17 protein-coding genes are annotated in these 18,610 nt (G+C 68.1%); 16 read left to right on the forward strand and 1 reads right to left on the reverse strand.

Annotated elements, in window-relative coordinates:
- Positions 1-98 precede the first annotated feature (98 nt).
- The 16 genes from mprF to SPI01S_RS03700 all read left to right on the forward strand — a co-directional run bounded on the left by mprF (position 99) and on the right by SPI01S_RS03700 (position 17,138).
- Complete coding sequence (mprF, locus tag SPI01S_RS03625) at positions 99-2,690, forward strand: bifunctional lysylphosphatidylglycerol flippase/synthetase MprF (protein WP_066718274.1); 2,592 nt, start codon at positions 99-101, stop codon at positions 2,688-2,690.
- A gap of 57 nt (positions 2,691-2,747) precedes the next feature.
- Positions 2,748-3,617 carry an NAD(P)-dependent oxidoreductase gene (locus SPI01S_RS03630; protein ID WP_066718279.1) on the forward strand — a complete coding sequence of 290 codons (870 nt, stop codon included), beginning with the start codon at positions 2,748-2,750 and terminating at the stop codon, positions 3,615-3,617.
- Positions 3,618-3,689: 72 nt separating this feature from the next.
- The gene (locus SPI01S_RS03635) at positions 3,690-3,956 is read left to right on the forward strand and encodes a DUF6356 family protein (RefSeq protein WP_010545163.1); all 267 of its coding nucleotides are present in this window, start codon (positions 3,690-3,692) and stop codon (positions 3,954-3,956) included.
- 23 nt (positions 3,957-3,979) lie between these two features.
- Positions 3,980-5,329, forward strand: a complete 1,350-nt coding sequence (locus SPI01S_RS03640) for an FAD/NAD(P)-binding protein (RefSeq protein WP_066718282.1) — start codon at positions 3,980-3,982, stop codon at positions 5,327-5,329.
- A 51-nt stretch (positions 5,330-5,380) separates the two neighbouring features.
- Positions 5,381-6,421 (forward strand): 4-hydroxyphenylpyruvate dioxygenase, encoded by a 1,041-nt coding sequence (gene hppD / locus SPI01S_RS03645; RefSeq protein WP_066718284.1) that lies wholly within the window; start codon positions 5,381-5,383, stop codon positions 6,419-6,421.
- Positions 6,422-6,735: 314 nt separating this feature from the next.
- Positions 6,736-8,013 (forward strand): homogentisate 1,2-dioxygenase, encoded by a 1,278-nt coding sequence (gene hmgA / locus SPI01S_RS03650; RefSeq protein ID WP_066718287.1) that lies wholly within the window; start codon positions 6,736-6,738, stop codon positions 8,011-8,013.
- Between the two features lie 189 nt (positions 8,014-8,202).
- Positions 8,203-8,607: a Rieske (2Fe-2S) protein gene (locus SPI01S_RS03655; RefSeq protein WP_066718290.1), complete on the forward strand. Its 405-nt coding sequence runs from the start codon at positions 8,203-8,205 to the stop codon at positions 8,605-8,607.
- Positions 8,604-9,758: an isovaleryl-CoA dehydrogenase gene (locus SPI01S_RS03660; protein WP_066718295.1), complete on the forward strand. Its 1,155-nt coding sequence runs from the start codon at positions 8,604-8,606 to the stop codon at positions 9,756-9,758. Before SPI01S_RS03655 ends, SPI01S_RS03660 begins: the two co-directional genes overlap by 4 nt.
- Before the next feature lie 6 nt (positions 9,759-9,764).
- Positions 9,765-11,366, forward strand: coding sequence for a carboxyl transferase domain-containing protein (locus SPI01S_RS03665; protein WP_066718297.1), 1,602 nt, complete (start codon positions 9,765-9,767; stop codon positions 11,364-11,366).
- 20 nt (positions 11,367-11,386) lie between these two features.
- Positions 11,387-12,151: a hypothetical protein gene (locus SPI01S_RS03670; RefSeq protein WP_066718299.1), complete on the forward strand. Its 765-nt coding sequence runs from the start codon at positions 11,387-11,389 to the stop codon at positions 12,149-12,151.
- A 71-nt stretch (positions 12,152-12,222) separates the two neighbouring features.
- Positions 12,223-12,750 (forward strand): nuclear transport factor 2 family protein, encoded by a 528-nt coding sequence (locus tag SPI01S_RS03675; protein ID WP_066718302.1) that lies wholly within the window; start codon positions 12,223-12,225, stop codon positions 12,748-12,750.
- Entirely contained in the window at positions 12,747-13,058 is a 312-nt protein-coding gene (locus SPI01S_RS03680; protein WP_169804448.1) for a DUF3088 family protein, read from the forward strand. Before SPI01S_RS03675 ends, SPI01S_RS03680 begins: the two co-directional genes overlap by 4 nt.
- On the forward strand, positions 13,055-14,992 hold the full coding sequence (locus SPI01S_RS03685; RefSeq protein ID WP_066718308.1) for an acetyl/propionyl/methylcrotonyl-CoA carboxylase subunit alpha: 1,938 nt from the start codon (positions 13,055-13,057) through the stop codon (positions 14,990-14,992). The genes SPI01S_RS03680 and SPI01S_RS03685 overlap by 4 nt, the downstream gene beginning before the upstream one ends.
- Entirely contained in the window at positions 14,989-15,453 is a 465-nt protein-coding gene (locus tag SPI01S_RS03690) for a GNAT family N-acetyltransferase (RefSeq protein ID WP_066718311.1), read from the forward strand. The genes SPI01S_RS03685 and SPI01S_RS03690 overlap by 4 nt, the downstream gene beginning before the upstream one ends.
- A complete protein-coding gene (locus SPI01S_RS03695) occupies positions 15,454-15,903 on the forward strand; it encodes a MaoC family dehydratase (protein ID WP_066718314.1) in 450 nt (149 codons plus the stop codon).
- A complete protein-coding gene (locus tag SPI01S_RS03700; RefSeq protein WP_084253238.1) occupies positions 15,864-17,138 on the forward strand; it encodes a flavin monoamine oxidase family protein in 1,275 nt (424 codons plus the stop codon). The genes SPI01S_RS03695 and SPI01S_RS03700 overlap by 40 nt, the downstream gene beginning before the upstream one ends.
- Here the strand turns inward: SPI01S_RS03700 and SPI01S_RS03705 are convergent.
- Entirely contained in the window at positions 17,135-18,601 is a 1,467-nt protein-coding gene (locus SPI01S_RS03705) for a flavin-containing monooxygenase (protein ID WP_066718317.1), read from the reverse strand. The two genes, SPI01S_RS03700 and SPI01S_RS03705, sit on opposite strands and share 4 nt — an antisense overlap.
- Between the last annotated feature and the right edge of the window lie 9 nt (positions 18,602-18,610).

Genomic DNA, 18,610 nt, shown 5'->3' on the forward strand with positions numbered 1-18,610 from the left:
CCTCCGAGCGGCAGCGCGTCCGCTTGATTGCTAGCCGTGCGCGGCGACGGTAAAGGCGGCGGCGGCGCGCACGGGGAAGGCGTCGGCTGGGGGATGGAATGCAGGGCGCGGAGCCGGACGCAACGGCGAAAGAGACAAGTTCCTCGGGCGGGCTCGGCCGCTGGTTGTTCGCGCATCGCCGGCCAATCCTGATCCTGCTCGCGCTGGCGCTCACGCTGCTGGGGTTCGAGGCGGTGCGCGCGATCCTCCGCGAGGTGCACCTGCGCGACGTGCGGCATGCGTTGCACCAGATCGACGCCATCCGCCTGGCGCTGGCACTGGGACTCACCACCGCCTCCTATCTGGCGCTGACGCTGTATGACTGGTTCGCGGTGCGCGCGATCGGCCTCCGCCTGCCATGGCGGACGGCGGCGCTCGCATCGTTCACCAGCTACACGATCAGCCACAATCTCGGTCTCGCGCTGCTGACCGGCGGCACCGCGCGACTGCGGGCCTATGGCGCGGCCGGCCTCGACTTCGCCGATGTCGCGCGCGTGACGCTGATCGCCAGCGGCACCTTCTGGGGCGGGGTGTTCGCGGTGACCGCGATCGCCCTGCTGGGGGCGCAGCATCCGCTGCTGCTGGCGGGGCAGATGCTCTCGACGCCCCTGCTCCACGGGGCCGGTGCCATCGTGGCGCTGGCCTTTGCGGCGTTGTTCGTTCTGCGGCTACGAGGGCTGACCGACCTGCGCATCGGGAACGCCAGCCTGCCGCTGCCGCGTGCACCGCTGATGGCGGGACAGATCGGCATCGCCGCCCTCGATCTCGCCTGCGCGTCCGGCGCGCTGTTCGTCCTGATCCCGCACGCCGATCCCGCGCTGATCGGCACCTTCTTCCTCGCCTATGCCCTTGCGATCGTCATCGCGCTGATCACCCATGTTCCAGGCGGGATCGGTGTGTTCGAGGCGGTGATGCTCGCCCTGGTGCCGATCGGCCGAACCGACCTGTTTGCGGCGCTGCTGCTCTACCGGGTGGTCTATTATCTGCTGCCGCTGCTCGTCGCGGGCGCGCTGCTCGTCGCGATCGAGGGCCGGCGGCTGCGCCACCCGATCGCGGCGGGGCTGAGCGTCGCGCATCGCATCGGCCAGGCGCTGGTGCCGCCGCTGCTGGCGCTGCTGGTGTTCGGCGGCGGGCTGGTGCTGCTCGTCTCGGGCGCGCTGCCGCCGGCGCATGGCCGGATGCACCCGCTGCACGGCATCCTGCCGCTGCCCTTCGTCGAGGGGTCGCACTTTGCGGCCAGCCTGGTCGGCAGCGCGCTGCTGCTGATCGCCCCGGCGGTGCAGGCACGGCTGAAGAGCGGCTTCCACGCCGCCCGTCTGCTGCTGGTGGCGGGTGCGCTGTTCTCGCTCGCCAAGGGCATCGATTTCGAGGAAGCGACGGTACTGCTGATCGTCGCCGGGCTTCTCCAATATGCCCGCCCCGGCTTCTATCGCAGCGCCGGGATCGGCTCGGCGCCGGTCGCGCGCTGGTGGTGGGCGGCGGCGCTGATCGCACTGCTGCTCAGCGCCTGGGCCGGCTTCTTCGCCTACAAGCGCGTGCCGTACAGCGATGACCTGTGGTGGGACTTTGCCTGGCGCGGCAACGCTCCGCGCTTTCTCCGCGCCACGCTGGGGGCGACGATGCTGCTGGTCGGCTGGGCGTTCTGGCGACTGATGTCCGCCGCGCCCCGCGTCCGCGAGCACCAATCCCTCGACGCCGAGGTCGCCGCGCGCGCAATCGCCGTCGCCAGCCGCGCCGATGCCATGCTCGCCTATACGGGCGACAAGGACTTCCTCGTCTCCACCGCAGGCGACGCTTTTCTGATGTACCGGGTGCAGGGCCGCACCTGGATCGTGATGGGGGATCCTGTCGGCCCGGAAGAGGCCTGGTCCGAACTCATCTGGGAAATCCGCCGCCGCTGCGATGCGGCCCGCGGGCGACTCTGCCTGTTCCAGGTGAGCGCAGCGATGCTCCCGCTGGTCGTCGAGCTGGGCCTCCAGCCGCTCAAATATGGCGAGGAGGCGGTGGTCGATCTCCGCCAAGGCTATGACCTCAAGGGCGGACCGTTCAAGTCGCTTCGCTATTCCGTCAAGCGCGCGACCAGCGAGGGGCTGATCTTCGAGGTGGTGTCGGCGGCAGAAGTGCCCGCTCTGCTCCCCGAACTCCAGCGCGTCTCCGACGCCTGGCTTGCCGGGAAAACCGGGGCGGAGAAGCGCTTCAGCCTCGGCCGCTTCGATCCCGACTATCTCTCCCATTTCGATTGCGCCGTGTTGCGCCTCGACGGCCGGATCGTCGCCTTCGCGAACCTGTGGGAGACCCCCAACCGCGAGGAAATCTCGGTCGACTTGATGCGGCATTTGCCAAACACGCCCTATGGGGCGATGGACCTGCTGTTCGTGCGGCTGCTGCAATATGGCGCGGCGCGGGGGTTCGCGCGGTTCAACCTCGGCATGGCGCCGCTCTCGGGCCTCAAGCCCGGCCCGCTCGCGCCGATCTGGTCGCGGCTGGGCGCGGCGGTCTATGGCCATGGCGAGCGGATCTACGGCTTTTCCGGCCTGCGATCGTTCAAGCAGAAGTTCGGCCCCAGCTGGGTACCGCGCTATATCGGCACCACCCCCGGCGTCTCGGTCCCCCGGGCATTGATCGACGCGGCGGTGCTGATCGGCGGATAGACCCTTGGGTTCGAAAGCCGGCACCCCACATGCGGCGCCGCAACCAGGGAGACACGCATGGACCTCGCATTTCTCGGCCTCGGGCAGATGGGCATCGGCATGGCCGGGGCACTGCTCGATGCCGGACACACGCTGACCGTCTGGAACCGTTCGCCCGACAAGGCGGCACCGCTCACCGAGCGCGGCGCCCGTCTCGCTCGCACGCCGCGCGAAGCCGCCGACGGCGCGCAGGCCGTTCTGACCATGGTGGCGGACGATGTCGCGCTCGCCGCGATCCTCGATGGAGAGGACGGCGTGTTGGCCGGCATGGCACCCGGCGCGCTCCACTTGTCGCACAGCACCATCGCCGTCGCGACCGCCGACACGCTCGCCGCCCGGCACGCCGAGGCGGGCCAGTTGTTCGTCTCCGCGCCGGTGTTCGGCCGCCCGCCGGTTGCCGCGCAGGGCAAGCTCGCCATCGTCGCGGCGGGCACCCCCGACGCGATGGAAGCCGCCGCGCCGATCCTCGACGCGCTGGGCCGGGTCACCTTCCCGATGGGCGACAAGCCCTCGGCGGCCAATCTGGTGAAGCTCGCCGGCAACTTCATGATCATGGCGACCGTCGAGGCGTATGGCGAAGCGATGTCGCTCGGCGAGAAGGGCGGCGTCGCGCGCGAGAAGATGCTGGAGGTGTTCTCCGGCACGATCTTCGACGGCGCGATCCACAAGGTCTACGGCCCGCCGATCGCCGAGCGTCGCCACCGCCCCGCCGGCTTTGCCGCGCCGCTGGGCCTCAAGGACATGCGCCTTGCCGGCGAGGCCGCCGACGCGGTGGGCGCCAGGCTCCCGCTGCTCGACCTGGTCCGCGCGCATCTCACCAAGACAGTGGCGACCGAAGGCAGCGACGTCGACGTGACCGCGCTCGCGGAGACGATCGCCAAGCTCTGACCGTCCGAAGGGCGGGGCATTTTGACGGCACCCGCCCTTCCCAGCGCAGCCGATCGCGCGTACATTTCCCACATGATCACTCGGCTTTTCCTCGCCCACCCCCGCAGTGTCGGCGAAAGCTATGGCGAGCATGCCGCGACGGCGGCGCGGTTCGGTGTCACCATGATGGTGGGCGGTGCCGCCTGCATCGTCCATGCGGTGCTGCCGTTCCTGTTCGTGCGGACGGCGAGCGATTCGGTGAAGCGGCTCTACGCCCAGATGAAGGCGCGCCAGCCCGCCTTTGCCGAGCAGCAGCCGGCCTTCCGCCAGCCCGAGTGGCAGCTCGACTACGAAATCTGACACCAGGCTTGGGGGGCCGCACCATGATCGAACACGTCGCCATCATCGGCGCGGGCTTTTCGGGCACGCTCCAGGCGATCAATCTCATCCGCCATGAAGGACCGCGCGCGACGCTGATCGAGCGCGCGCCGGTGGCGGGCACCGGGCTGGCCTATGGCGCCGCGCATCCTTCGCACCTGCTCAACGTCCGCGCCGCGAACATGAGCGCCTTCCCGGACGATCCGGGACACCTCGTCCGCTGGCTGGAGGGGCGCGGCGTCGAGCATGCCGCCGCCAGCTTCGTGCCCCGGCGGGTCTACGGCGAATATCTCCGCGAGATGCTGGCGCAGGCGCTCGCCCGCTATCCAGACCGTCTGCGCCTCGTTCGCGGGGAAGTGGAGGACGTTACCTTCGACGCGGACGGCGCGACGCTCCAGCTTTCGGACGGCACGCTGCGCGCCGATGCCGCGGTGCTCGCGGTCGGCAACCTGCCGCCGCACGATCCGCCGGGCCTCGACCCCGCCGCGCTCTCGCCCACGCGCTACAAGGGCGATCCGTGGGACCCGAGCGTGCCGGAGGGCCTGTCGGACGACGATACCGTGCTGGTGATCGGCACCGGCCTCACCATGGTCGATGTCGCGCTGCTGCTCGAGGCGCGCGGGTTCGGCGGCAAGATCATCGCGGTGTCCCGCCGCGGCCTGCTGCCCCGCCCCCACGCGGCCGGGCAGGACTGGGACAAGATCCGTGAGCGGCCGCGCACGCAAGCATCGTCGCTCGTCCGCGCGGTCCGCACCCGCGCCGAGCAGGTCGGCTGGCGCAACGCGGTCGACGAGCTCCGCCCCTTCACCCAGCCGATGTGGGCCAATGCCGCCGAGGACGAGCGCGCCCGCTTCCTGCGCCATCTGCGCCCCTGGTGGGACGTGCACCGCCACCGCCTCGCGCCCGAGGTCCACGCCCGGCTGCAGGCACTGATCGATCGCGGACGGTTGGAGGTGCTCGCCGCCAAGACGCTGGGGTTTGCCGAGGGCCCGGCGGGGATCGCGGTCACGTTCCGCCCGCGCGGGGGCGACGCGACGAAGACGATCACCGCCCAGCGCATCGTCAACTGCACCGGCCCGCTCGGCGATCTCGCCCGCACCCGCGAGCCGCTGCTCCAGCGCCTCGCCGAGCGCGGGCTGATCCGCCCCGATGCCGCGCATATCGGGATCGACGTCGACAACCAGGGCCAGACCATCGCCGCCAATGGCCGCGCCAACGCCAATCTCTACGCGCTCGGGCCGATGACCCGCGGCGCCTTCTGGGAAATCGTCGCGGTGCCCGATATCCGCACCCAGACCTGGGCAGTCGCCCGTCGCCTCTCCAACGCGCACTGGGTCGGCGGCGAAGGCTTATGACGAACTGGTAACATTTGACACTAAATTGGAAAGTGCGGTATCAGGTCGTCCATGACCGATACCGCCAATCCGCTCGGCCTCAACGGCTTCGAGTTCGTCGAGTTCACCTCGCCCGATCCGGACGCGATGGCGCGTCAGTTCGAGCAGCTGGGCTTCGTTGCCAGCCACCGCCATCCCCGCAAGAACATCACGCGGTACAAGCAGGGCCGCATCAACCTGATGCTCAACCGCGACGATGCCGGCCGCGTCGCCGCCTTCCGCGGCGAACACGGTCCTTCGGCCAGCGCGATGGCGTTCCGCGTGGCGGACCCGAAAAAGGCGATGGAATGGGCGCTCGCCCACGGCGCCAAGCCTACGGATGAGGACGATACCGTCATCCAGGGCATCGGCGGCTCGTACCTCTATTTCATCCAGGACGAGACCGACCTCTATGCCGACTGGGCCGAGTTCCCCGGCTGGCGCGAGGCGGAGGCGGCGAACAGCGTCGGGCTCGACCTGCTCGACCACCTCACCCACAATGTCCGCCGCGGCCAGATGCGGGTGTGGAGCGAGTTCTACCGCACGCTCTTCGGCTTCGAGGAGCAGAAGTATTTCGACATCAAAGGCAAGGCGACCGGCCTGTTCAGCCAGGCGATGATCGCGCCCGACAAGGCGATCCGCATCCCGCTGAACGAGAGCCAGGACGACAACAGCCAGATCGAGGAATTCCTCCGCGAATATAATGGCGAAGGCATCCAGCACCTCGCGCTGACCACCGCCGACATCTACGACACGGTCGAGCGCCTGCGCGCCCGCGGCGTGCGGCTGCAGGACACGATCGAGACCTATTACGAGCTGGTCGACAAGCGCGTCCCCGGCCACGGCGAGGACCTGGAGCGCCTGCGCAAGAACCGCATCCTGATCGACGGCTCGGTGGAGAAGGACGAGGGCATCCTGCTCCAGATCTTCACCGAGACGATGTTCGGGCCGATCTTCTTCGAGATCATCCAGCGCAAGGGCAATGAAGGCTTCGGCAACGGCAATTTCCAGGCGCTGTTCGAGAGCATCGAGCTCGACCAGATCCGCCGCGGCGTGATCAAGGTCGACGCCTGACAAGTTCGGAGAGGGAGAGAGCCGGGGGTGCCGCCGCAGGAACACGATGGCATACCCCGGCCCCACCGAACGAAAACCTTCGTGATGGCATGGCTACCGCAGTTGCCCCGTCGTCCCCCTCACCCTTCCGCCGCTTCGCGGCTCCCTCCCTCTCCCACAAGGGGAGAGGGAACAGTACGCCCCGACTCCCTCTCCCCTTGTGGGAGAGGGAAGGGGCCCGCCGCCGGAGGCGGTGGGAAGGGTGAGGGGGACAGCGGTTCGAATGCGACACCCCTGCGTCAAGGGGGAGGAGGATGGAGTAGGATGCGATCGGCATGACCCAGTATTTCCCCGGCTTCGGCAACCACGTCTCCACCGAAGCGGTCCAAGGCGCGCTGCCGATCGGCCGCAACAGCCCGCAGCGCCCGCCCTACGGCCTCTATGCCGAGCAGCTCTCCGGCACCGCGTTCACCGCGCCGCGCGCCGAGAACCGCCGCAGCTGGCTGTACCGCCTGCGCCCCAGCGCCGAGCATCCGCCCTACCAGCCCTATGACCGCGCCCCGCTCTTCTCGCCGCACACGCCGCGCACGCCGCTCGCGCCCAACCGCCTGCGCTGGGACCCCATCCCCGCCCCCGCCGCGCCGGTCGACTGGATCGACGGCATGGAGACGATGCTCGCCACCCGCGATCCCGCCGATCTCGAAGGCGTGGTCGTCCACCGCTACGCCGCCAATCGCGACATGGACCATCGCGCCTTCGTGAACGCGGACGGCGAGCTGCTCTTCATCCCCCAGGCCGGTGCGCTGGCGCTGCTCACCGAACTCGGCCGGATCGACATCGCCCCCGGCCAGATCGCGGTGATCCCGCGCGGCGTGCGCTTCCGCGTGCTGCTGCCCGAAGGCACCGCCGCCGGCTATGTCGCCGAAAATTACGGCGCGCCCTTCCGCCTGCCCGATCTGGGGCCGATCGGCGCCAACGGCCTTGCCAATCCGCGCGATTTCGAAACGCCCGCTGCCTGGTTCGAGGATCGCGACGAAGCGTTTGAGCTTGTGCAAAAGTCGTTGGCAAGTCTGTGGATAACGTCGCTGCCCCACAGCCCGCTCGACGTCGTGGCATGGCACGGCAACCTCGCGCCCTATCGCTACGATCTCGCCCGGTTCAACACGATCAACACGGTGAGCTTCGACCATCCCGATCCGTCGATCTTCACCGTACTGACCTCGCCCAGCACCGTCGCCGGCCGCGCGAACGCCGATTTCGTGATCTTCCCGCCGCGTTGGATGGTCGCCGAGGACACGTTCCGCCCGCCCTGGTTCCACCGCAACGTGATGAGCGAGGCGATGGGCCTGATCCACGGCACCTATGACGCCAAGGCGGAGGGCTTCGCGCCGGGCGGCCTGTCGCTCCACAACCTGATGGCCGGCCACGGCCCCGACGTCGCCAGCTGGCGCGGCGCGAGCGAGGCCGAACTCAAGCCGCACAGGATCGAGGGCACCATGGCGTTCATGGTCGAGACCTGCTGGCCCTATCGGCCGACCGAGCATGCGCTGGCGCACGCCCAGCCGGATTACGACGCGGTATGGGAAGGCTTCCCCAAGGCACAGCTGCCGTGAACGGGGCCGGTCACAGAAAGCTTGTGCAAGTCGGTCCGCGTCCCCCTCACCCTTCCCACCGCCTTCAGCGGCGGGCCCCTTCCCTCTCCCACAGGGGGAGAGGGAGTTGGAGGCCCCTGCTCCCTCTCCCCCTGTGGGAGAGGGAGGGAGCCGCGAAGCGGCGGAAGGGTGAGGGGGACGAAGGGCGGGATGCGATATCCTTTCCCCTCCCGGGGAGAATCTGACGTGGACCGCCTCACCGCCACCCCCGCCGGCGTGCAGCTCGGCCCGCTGGACCTGATTGCCGACGGCACCGCCCGCAACTTCGTGCTGGAGATGCGCGCGGGTCGCTTTCACGGCTTCGTCGTTCGCCGCGGCGCCCAGGTCTATGGCTATGTCGACCGCTGCGCGCACATGCCGGTGCCGCTCACCCAGGCACTCGACGCCTATCTCACCCCCGATGCCGCCCATATCCAGTGCAGCTGGCACGGCGCGCTCTACACCGTGGAGGAGGGCCGGTGCGTCGGCGGCCCTTGCGTCGGCGCGCGACTGCTTCCATGGCCCGTGACAACAATCGACGGCATGATCGTGACCGTTGGAGAGGACACAAAATGACCCCGGACTTCGATTTCGCCCTCGGCGATTCCGCCGACATGATCCGCGATACCACCGCGCGCTTCGCCCGCGACAAGATCACCCCGCTCGCCGCGCGGGTCGATGCCGAGGACTGGTTCCCGCGCGACGAACTCTGGGCGGCAATGGGCGAACTCGGCCTGCACGGCATCACCGTCGCGGAGGAAGATGGCGGCCTGGGCCTCGGCTATCTCGAACATGTCATCGCCTGCGAAGAAGTCGCCCGGGCCTCGGCCTCGATCGGCCTCAGCTACGGCGCGCACTCGAACCTCTGCGTCAACCAGATCGCCCGCTGGGGCAATGCCGAGCAGAAGGCCAAGTATCTGCCCAAGCTGATCTCGGGCGAGCATGTCGGCAGCCTTGCCATGTCCGAGGCCGGCGCCGGCTCCGACGTGGTCTCGATGAAGCTCAAGGCCGAGAAGGTCCAGGGCGGCTATGTGCTCAACGGCACCAAGTTCTGGATCACCAACGCGGCGTACGCCGACACGCTGGTCGTCTATGCCAAGACCGGGGAAGGCTCGCGCGGGATCACCACCTTCCTGATCGAGAAGGGCATGCCCGGCTTCGCGATCGGCCAGAAGATCGACAAGATGGGCATGCGCGGCTCGCCCACCGCCGAGCTGGTGTTCACCGATTGCGAGGTGCCCGAGGCGAACATCATGGGCCCGCTCAACGGCGGCGTCGGCGTGCTGATGAGCGGGCTCGATTACGAGCGCACGGTGCTGGCGGGCATCCAGCTCGGCATCATGCAGGCCTGTCTCGACGTGGTGCTGCCGTACCTGCGCGAGCGCAAGCAGTTCGGCCAGGCGATCGGCAGCTTCCAGCTGATGCAGGCCAAGGTCGCCGACATGTATGTCGCGCTCAATTCGGCGCGGGCCTATGTCTATGCCGTGGCGCGCAGCTGCGATGCCGGCAAGACAACCCGCTTCGACGCGGCGGGCGCGATCCTGCTGGCGAGCGAGAACGCCTTCCGCGTCGCCGGGGAGGCGGTGCAGGCGCTGGGCGGCGCCGGCTACACCAAGGACTGGCCGGTCGAACGCTTCCTGCGCGACGCCAAGCTGCTCGATATCGGCGCCGGGACCAACGAAATCCGCCGCATGCTTATCGGCCGCGAATTGCTGGGGGCGGCGTAATCCACGATGTCCGCTCCGGTTCTCCCCACGCAGGTCAACCCTGACAGCGACCAGTTCCGCGCCCAGGCGGCCCACCACCGCGCGCTGGCCGAGCAGCTCCGCGCCGACGTCGCGCAAGCCGCGCTCGGCGGCAGCGAGTCCGCCCGTGCCAAGCACACGGCGCGCGGCAAGCTCCTCCCCCGCGAGCGGGTCGAGCGGCTGCTCGATCCCGGCAGCCCTTTCCTCGAAATCGGCCAGCTCGCCGCGTTCGACCTGTATGACGGCGACGTCCCAGGCGCGGGCGTGATCGCCGGCATCGGCCGCGTCTCAGGCCGCATGGTCATGATCGTCTGCAACGATGCCACCGTGAAGGGCGGCACCTATTACCCGATGACGGTGAAGAAGCATCTCCGCGCGCAGGAGATCGCCGAGGCCAACCGCCTGCCCTGCATCTACCTGGTCGACAGCGGCGGCGCCAACCTGCCGCACCAGGCCGAGGTATTCCCGGACAAGGATCATTTCGGCCGGATCTTCTTCAACCAGGCAACCATGTCCGCCAAGGGCATCCCGCAGATCGCCTGCGTGATGGGCAGCTGCACCGCCGGCGGTGCGTATGTGCCCGCCATGTCCGACGAGAGCGTGATCGTCCGCAGCCAGGGCACGATCTTTCTCGCCGGCCCGCCGCTGGTGAAGGCCGCGACCGGCGAGGAGATCAGCGCCGAGGATCTTGGCGGCGGGGACCTCCATGCCCGCCGCTCGGGTGTGGTCGATCATCTGACCGAGAATGACGAACATGCGCTGACCATCGTCCGCGACATCGTCAGCCACCTGCCCGCCGATCGCCTGCCCGATATCGCGCTGAAGGATCCGCGCCCACCGAAATACGCGGCCGAGGAGCTGTACGGCATCCTCCCCGCCGATGTGCGCGCGCCGTACGACGTGCACGAGGTGATCGCCCGGCTGGTCGACGGCTCGGAATTCCACGAGTTCAAGGCGCTCTACGGCAGCTCGCTGGTGTGCGGCTTCGCGCATATCTGGGGCATGCCGGTGGCGATCCTCGCCAATAACGGCGTGCTGTTCTCAGAGAGCGCGCAGAAGGGCGCGCATTTCATCGAGCTCGCCTGCCAGCGCCGCATTCCCTTGCTGTTCCTCCAGAACATCTCCGGCTTCATGGTCGGCGGAAAGTATGAGGCGGAAGGCATTGCGAAACATGGCGCAAAGCTGGTCACGGCGGTCGCGACCGCGAGCGTGCCCAAGCTCACCGTCCTGATCGGCGGCAGCTTCGGCGCGGGCAATTACGGCATGTGCGGCCGGGCCTATTCCCCCCGCTTCCTGTTCAGCTGGCCCAATGCCCGCATCAGCGTGATGGGCGGCGAACAGGCGGCGAGCGTGCTGGCGACGGTTCACCGCGACGCCGCCGGCTGGTCGCCGAAGGAAGCCGAGGCGTTCAAGGCGCCAATCCGCCAGAAATACGAGGACGAGGGCAATCCCTGGCACGCCACCGCGCGGCTGTGGGACGACGGCATCATCGATCCGGCGCAGACCCGCGACGTGCTGGGCCTGGCGCTGGCGGCGACGCTAAACGCGCCGATCCCGGAGCGGCCGCAGTTCGGCGTGTTCCGGATGTGAGAATGCAAACAGGGGGAACTATGGATCGGAACTACGGGGACGTCGTCAATCGCGCATTGGAACTCGAGGCTGCAGACGCATCGACAAGGGTTGACGGCAAGCAGCGATATGACGACGCCATCGACGTCTTGGCGATGTCGTTCGTCGCGGAGTACCACGCGCTACCGAAGGCCAGCGCCGCCGTCACCAGCGAAATCGAGGACATCGCCCGCCTTTCCGAAGCCGATATGCGGCCCGTGCTGGACAAGGTCCGCTATGACCTGATCGGCCGGATCGAGGAGGAACTCGGGCCCAGCCGCGCGCAGACTGCGATGCGGACACGCCTTCTCGGCCTTAGCGCAGTCGCAGGGATAGTGCTCGTCCTGGCAGGTGCCGTTGCCCTGCGCCAGTATAATGCCATCCCCATTTCCGCGGCGCTCGATACGCGGCCGGGCATCGAACAGCGCGCTGCGGCGCTGGCCAAGGTCATGCGCTACGACGATTGGAACCCCGGCAGCGGCGGCCTCCGCAGACTGCTCGGACAGTTCGCCCTATGGCCGTTCGAGCCGTCCGAGGCTGAAATTCAGGGCGCACGCGAACTCGCGGGCGCGATCGCCAATTCGGCAGAGCAACTGCGCGATGCAGGCCAGGCCTGCAAGCTGCCCGCCTTCGGCGCTCCGGTGACCGACGAGCAGATCGCATTCCTCGCCAAGATCGTCGCCCGCCTCCGGAACAAGACCACGACATGGGGCAATCCGCCGGCGGCGACCGTATTCAACGCCATCCGCACGAGTTATCCATGCTGACACCCTATCGCCGAGCGGTTGCGCACGCGACGCCTCGCCGCCAACCCCATGCCTCCAATTCGGGCTGACCCATGCTCCTGTCACTCTTCACCCTCGCCCTGAGTGCCCAGACCGCCGGCCTCCCCCCGCCCGCGGCCAACCCGCCGCGCAGCGTGCCGGCGCCGACCAAGCTGCCGCCAGCCAACCCGCTCGCCCCGCCCGACGGCAGCGACGAGCGCGCCGTGCTCGCGACGGTCGACCGGATGCTGGGCGGGATCAACACCCGCGATGCCGCTGCGATCGCCGCGACGCTGCGGGCGGAGGGCGGCGCTACGGTGGTGACCGAGGCTGCGAGCGGTGCTGCCACTGTCCGTTATATGGCTTGGCCCGAACTGCTCGCCCGTTTCCAGCCGGGTGCCGAGCGCTTCGACGAGCGCATCTCCAGCCCGGCGGTGGAGATCGACGGCGACATCGCGATGGTGTGGGCACCCTATGTCTTCCGGCTGAACGGCGCCGTCCACCACTGCGGCACCAACCATATCAGCCTCGTCCGCGAGGCCGGCGCCTGGAAGATCGCGAGCCTCGCCTGGAACCAGCGCACCACCGGATGCCCGGCATGAGCCGCGACACGCTGTTCGTCCTCGACACCGACTGGGCCGACCCGGCTTATGGCGGCGCGCGCCGCTTCTACTGCAAGGACTGCATCACCGTGGAGGGGCTGCTCGCCGCCTTCCCGGAGCGCGCCGGCGCCATCGAGGTGGTCCGCGTCCCATGGCCGCGCCCCCGTGGCCCAGTGGTCGACCGGCTCGGCGAAGCGAACCAGAACCTACCCGCGCTCGCCTTTGCCGAGGGTGGGTTTGCGAACGACATCGAGGGCGTGCTCGCCGCGCTCCACACCCGCCACGGCTTTCCGGAGCGCCACCCGTGATCCAGTCCCTGCTCATCGCCAATCGCGGCGAGATCGCCTGCCGCATCCTTCGCACCGCCCGCGCGATGGGCATCCGCACCGTCGCGGTCTATTCGGATGCCGACGCGAATGCGCTGCACGTCCGTCAGGCCGACGAAGCCGTGCATATCGGACCCTCGCCGGCACGCGAGAGCTATCTGGTCGGCGAAAAGATCCTCGCAGCGGCCAGGGCCACCGGCGCCGAAGCGATCCACCCGGGCTATGGCTTCCTCTCCGAGAATGCCGAGTTCGCCGAGGCGGTGATCGCCGCCGGGCTGGTCTGGGTCGGCCCCAAGCCGGACAGCATCCGCGCGATGGGCCTGAAGGACGCCGCCAAGGCGCGGATGATCGCGGCCGGCGTACCGGTCACCCCCGGCTATCTCGGCGAGGACCAGCGCCCCGAGCGGCTCCAGGCCGAAGCCGATGCGATCGGCTATCCGGTGCTGATCAAGGCGGTCGCCGGCGGCGGCGGCAAGGGCATGCGGCGGGTGGAAAGCGCCGCCGACTTCGCCGACGCGCTCGCCAGCTGCAAGCGCGAGGCGGCCTCGTCCTTCGGCGACGACCGGGTGCTGCTGGAGAAATACATCCTCTCGCCCCGGCACATCGAAGTGCAGGTGTTCGGCGACACGCATGGTCAGGTCGTCCACCTGTTCGAGCGCGACTGCTCGCTCCAGCGCCGCCACCAGAAGGTGATCGAGGAAGCCCCCGCCCCCGGCATGGATGCCGGGACGCGCGAAGCGATCTGCGGCGCAGCCGTGCGCGCGGCCCAGGCGGTCGACTATGTCGGCGCAGGCACGATCGAGTTCATCGCCGATGCCAGCGAGGGCCTCCGCGCCGATCGGATCTGGTTCATGGAAATGAACACCCGGCTCCAGGTCGAGCACCCGGTGACCGAGGAAATCACGGGCGTCGATCTGGTCGAATGGCAGCTCCGCGTGGCGAGCGGCGAGCCTCTGCCCAAACGGCAGGACGAGCTGTCGATCAATGGCTGGGCGATGGAAGCGCGGCTCTACGCGGAGGATGTCGCCGCTGGTTTCTTACCGTCGACTGGACCGTTGAAGCATTTTGCCATCCACCATCATTCCAGAGGCGGAACGCGCATTCGGATTGAAACGGGTGTGGAGAAGGGCGATACCATTTCGCCTTTCTACGATCCGATGATCGCAAAGCTTGTGGTAGGTGCTGAGGATCGGCCGACTACTATCGCTGCGCTGACGCGGATTTGCGAAAAGGTTGTGTGCTGGCCTGTTCGCTGCAATGCCGGTTTCCTGGCCAAGCTTCTTGGTGAGGAACAGTTCCAGTACGGAATGGTCGATACCGGATTGATCGCACGCGAACTAACTCGCCTAGTTCCCAGCACCCAACCGAGCGAGTTGGCACTTCAGTCGGTTGCGTCGGTTGTTGTGGACAGGGCAATGGGTGGAACTGCTACTACGACGCGGGATACATATATTCAGCGACCAGCCTCGCCCTGGAGCTGGCTACGTGGCTTTCGCGCCTGCAGCGATCCTAAGCAAACCAACGTGCGATTGACTGACAGTAAGCACGAATACGATGTCCTGTTCGACGAGATCATGCCGAACGACAGCCTGTATGTTTCCCTCGAGGATGATGGTTATCTGGTTTCAGAGGACGGCACCAGTTTCGTTCTCCATGAGGCGAGGTTCAATCCGAACGCGACCGGCACCCCCGCCGACGGCGCCCTGCTCGCCCCCATGCCCGGCCGCATCACCGCAGTGGACGTCGCCCCCGGCGCGCAGGTCACCAAGGGCCAGCGGCTCGTCACGCTGGAGGCGATGAAGATGGAGCACGCCCTCACCGCGCCGTTCGACGGCACGGTCGCAGAGCTGCCGGTCACCGCCGGCGGGCAGGTCACCGAAGGCACGCTGCTCGTCCGCGTGGAGAAGGCGGCGTGATCTTTCGCGATGCCGCCCTCGCCGACCTCCCCGCCATCGTCGCCATGCTCGACGACGACGATCTCAGCCGGGGCCGCGAGGATGCCTCGCTGCCGCTCGATCCGCGCTACGAAATGGCGTTTGCCGATATCGATTCCGATCCGAACCAGCGGCTGATTGTCGCAGAACGGGACGGCGACGTGATCGGCACGATGCAGCTCAGCTTCCTGCCCGGCATCGCCTTTCGTGGCGCGTGGCGCGGACAGATCGAGGCGGTACGCATCGCCTCTTCCGTTCGTGGACAAGGGCTTGGCAGGCAAATGATAGACTGGGCGGTAGCAGAGTGCCGCGCGCGAGGCTGCCGGATGGTGCAGCTCACCTCGATGCGCGACCGGCTGGATGCCCACCGCTTCTACGAAACGCTCGGCTGGACCAAGAGCCATTTCGGCTTCAAGCTGAAATTGGAACAGGATCAGGGCTGAATGGCACGTTTTTTCGACGAATGGCAGATCGGCGACCGCATCGAGCATGCGCTGCGCCGCACGGTGACGGAGACCGACAATCTGCTGTTCACCACGCTGACCCACAATACACAGCCGCTGCACCTCGATGCGGAGGCGGCGCGCGCGTCCGAATTCGGCCAGATCCTCGTCAACGGCACCTACACGTTCAGCCTGATGATCGGCATCACCGTGGCGGACACCACCGCCGGATCGCTGGTCGCCAATCTCGGCTATGACAAGCTGACCATGCCCAAGCCGGTATTCCTCGGCGATACGCTGCGCGCGAGCTCGGAAGTGGTGGAGCTGCGCCCCAGCAAGTCGCGCCCCGGCCAGGGCATCGTCACTTGGCGCCACCAGATGCACAACCAGCGCGACGAACTGGTGTGTGAATGCCTGCGATCGGCATTGCTGCGCAGCCGTTCGGCCTGACGCGCGTTTCACCATCGATGCAACAATTTGACGTGATCGTCGTCGGCGGTGGTGCCGCCGGTATCGGCGCTGCCCGCAGCCTTTCGGACGCAGGCAAGGACGTGCTGCTGGTCGAGGCCGACACGCGCCTTGGCGGTCGCGCGCGCACCGAGCATGTCGAGGGCATGGCGCTGGACCTCGGCGCAGGCTGGCTGCATTCGGCCGAGCATAACCCATGGGTGGAAATCGCCGCGCTGCATGGCTTTGCGCTCGATCGCACCCTGCCACGCTGGCGCGAACAGTGGCGAGAAGCAGGCTTTTCCCAGCTGGAACAGCGAGATGCCGGCAAAGCCTATGATGCATTCGAAAGCCGGTTGCGCAACGACCCGCCCCCTGGGGACCGTGCAGGCGCAGCCCTGGTACCGAACAGCGCGTGGAGCGTGTGGATCGACACGATCAGCGGCTTCGTGAACGGAGTCGACACCGCCAAGCTCTCGATCGCCGATTATCTCGCCTATGAGGATGCCGCGACCGAGACCGACTGGCGCGTGCCCGCCGGCTATGGGGCGCTGGTCGCTGCACAGGCGAGCGGGCTGCGCACCGCCCTTGCGACGCCGGTGACCGCGATCGACCGTTCCGGCGCGCGGCTGATGCTGCAGACCCCCCGCGGCACGCTGGAGGCGGAACAGGCGATCGTGACCGTCTCCACCGACGTCCTCGCCCGCGGCGACATCGCGCTGAGCGGCCATGACGAGGTGCTTCACGCTGCCGCCGCCCTGCCGCTGGGGCTTGCGGACAAGCTGTTCCTCGCGGTCGACCAGGGTGCCGACGAGCTCGAGGCCAACGCCCACCTGCTCGGCGACCCGCGCAGCGCGATCACCGCAAGCTACACGCTGCGTCCTTTTGGCAGTCCGGTCATCGAGGCGATGTTCGGTGGCGAAGGTGCACGGGAGATGGCGGCGCGCGGCCTGCACGGCGCGGCGGATTTCGCGATCGAGGAGCTTTGCGGACTTCTCGGCGGCAAATGGCGCCGGCGGTTGCGGTTACTCGCCGGCTCCGCCTGGAGCCGGGAGACGCACATTCGCGGCGGCTACAGCCACGCGCTGCCCGGGCGCGCAGGCGCGCGGCAGGTACTGGCGACGCCGGTGGACGCCCGCATCCGCTTCGCCGGCGAGGCCTGCTCGGCAAATGAATTCTCGACCGTTCACGGCGCCTACAAGGCCGGCGTCGCCGCGGCCCGCGCCTTGCTCCGCTAGGCGGCCTGCCGCACGGCGGGCTCGGGATTGGAAAAGACCATCTCGTCATCGACGCCGCCGAACTTCAGCGCGAGCAGGTCGCGCGTATAGCTCTGGTGCACCTTCCACGGCTTGCGGTGCCCCTGTCGCGGCAGCAGGCCGAGGGCGCGCTGCACATAGCCCGAAGTGAAGTCGAGAAAAGGCTCCGGCTCCACCGGCGCGGCCGGTTGCGGCGTCACCTGCCGCATGCCCCGTTTCGCCATCGCACCCAGCAGCCGGGTGACATAGGCCGCGGTAAGGTCGGCTTTCAGCGTCCAGCTGGCATTGGTGTAGCCGAAGGCGATCGCGAAGTTCGGCACGCCGGAGAACATCATGCCCTTGTAGGTGAACCGCTGTGACCAATCGACGCGCTCGCCGTCCACCGTCACCGGCACGCCGCCCATCAATTGCACCTCCAGGCCCGTCGCGGTGACAACCAGATCGGCATCCAGCTCGCGGCCGGATTCGAGCTTGAGGCCAGTGGAGGTGAACCGCTCGATCCGATCGGTCACCACCTCTGCCCGGCCCTCCCGGACCGCAGCGAACAGGTCGGCATCCGGCACCAGGCAGAGCCGCTGGTCCCACGGGTCGTAGCGCGGTGTGAAGTGCGTCTCGACGTCATAGTCGTGGCCCAGCTCGCAGCGAACCATCTCGACCAGCCGTGCCTTGGCCTTGGCCGGATGCTTGCGGGCGAGCGCATAGAAATACTGGCCGATCAGCACGTTCTTCCACCGTGTGAGCGCATAGGCTGCCTTGGCCGGCAGATACCGCCGAAGCCAGTTGGCGATGCCGTCCTGCGAGGGGCGCGCCACGATATAGGTCGGCGAGCGCTGCAGCATGGTGACGTGCGCCGCCTGCCGGGCGAGTTCGGGCACCAGCGTTACTGCGGTGGCGCCGCTCCCGATCACGACCACCCGCTTCCCGGCATAGTCGATGTCCGGCGTCCAGAATTGGGGATGGACGATGCGACCGTGGAAATCGGCGCGGCCGGGAAAGTCCGGCAGATGGCCGCGCTCGTAATTGTAATAGCCCGCGCACAGAAACAGGAAGCTGCAGCTGAAATGCCGCACACGTCCGGCCGCTTCCACCGTCACCGTCCACAGCGCCTCGCTGCTCGACCAGGCGGCACGGACGACCTTGTGGCGATAGCGGATGTGGCGGTCGATCCCGAATTCCCGCGCGGTATCTTCCAGGTAGCGCAGGATGGCATCGCCGTCGGCGATCGCCTTCGCGTCGGTCCAGGGGCGGAAGGAGAACCCCAGCGTGTACATGTCGGAATCGGATCGGATGCCGGGGTAGCGGAACAGGTCCCAGGTTCCCCCCATCCGCTCGCGGCCTTCGAGGATCGCATAGGTGCGCCCGGGGCAGTGCGTCTGCAGGTGATAACCCGCACCGATCCCCGACAGCCCTGCGCCCACGACGAGAACGTCGAAATGTTCGCGCATCTTTTTTGC

The organism is Sphingomonas pituitosa NBRC 102491 (genome assembly GCF_001598435.1).
GTDB lineage: Bacteria > Pseudomonadota > Alphaproteobacteria > Sphingomonadales > Sphingomonadaceae > Sphingomonas > Sphingomonas pituitosa.

Bases quoted from the DNA above. Each gene is read 5' to 3' on its own strand.
- SPI01S_RS03680 (WP_169804448.1), top strand. From the start codon at position 12,747: ATGAGCCGCGACACGCTGTTCGTCCTCGACACCGACTGGGCCGACCCG.
- mprF (WP_066718274.1), top strand. From the start codon at position 99: ATGCAGGGCGCGGAGCCGGACGCAACGGCGAAAGAGACAAGTTCCTCG.
- SPI01S_RS03630 (WP_066718279.1), top strand. From the start codon at position 2,748: ATGGACCTCGCATTTCTCGGCCTCGGGCAGATGGGCATCGGCATGGCC.
- SPI01S_RS03670 (WP_066718299.1), top strand. From the start codon at position 11,387: ATGGATCGGAACTACGGGGACGTCGTCAATCGCGCATTGGAACTCGAG.
- hmgA (WP_066718287.1), top strand. From the start codon at position 6,736: ATGACCCAGTATTTCCCCGGCTTCGGCAACCACGTCTCCACCGAAGCG.
- SPI01S_RS03700 (WP_084253238.1), top strand. From the start codon at position 15,864: ATGCCTGCGATCGGCATTGCTGCGCAGCCGTTCGGCCTGACGCGCGTT.
- SPI01S_RS03665 (WP_066718297.1), top strand. From the start codon at position 9,765: ATGTCCGCTCCGGTTCTCCCCACGCAGGTCAACCCTGACAGCGACCAG.
- SPI01S_RS03695 (WP_066718314.1), top strand. From the start codon at position 15,454: ATGGCACGTTTTTTCGACGAATGGCAGATCGGCGACCGCATCGAGCAT.
- SPI01S_RS03705 (WP_066718317.1), bottom strand. From the start codon at position 18,601: ATGCGCGAACATTTCGACGTTCTCGTCGTGGGCGCAGGGCTGTCGGGG.
- SPI01S_RS03655 (WP_066718290.1), top strand. From the start codon at position 8,203: ATGCGATATCCTTTCCCCTCCCGGGGAGAATCTGACGTGGACCGCCTC.
- SPI01S_RS03660 (WP_066718295.1), top strand. From the start codon at position 8,604: ATGACCCCGGACTTCGATTTCGCCCTCGGCGATTCCGCCGACATGATC.
- SPI01S_RS03640 (WP_066718282.1), top strand. From the start codon at position 3,980: ATGATCGAACACGTCGCCATCATCGGCGCGGGCTTTTCGGGCACGCTC.
- SPI01S_RS03675 (WP_066718302.1), top strand. From the start codon at position 12,223: ATGCTCCTGTCACTCTTCACCCTCGCCCTGAGTGCCCAGACCGCCGGC.
- hppD (WP_066718284.1), top strand. From the start codon at position 5,381: ATGACCGATACCGCCAATCCGCTCGGCCTCAACGGCTTCGAGTTCGTC.
- SPI01S_RS03635 (WP_010545163.1), top strand. From the start codon at position 3,690: ATGATCACTCGGCTTTTCCTCGCCCACCCCCGCAGTGTCGGCGAAAGC.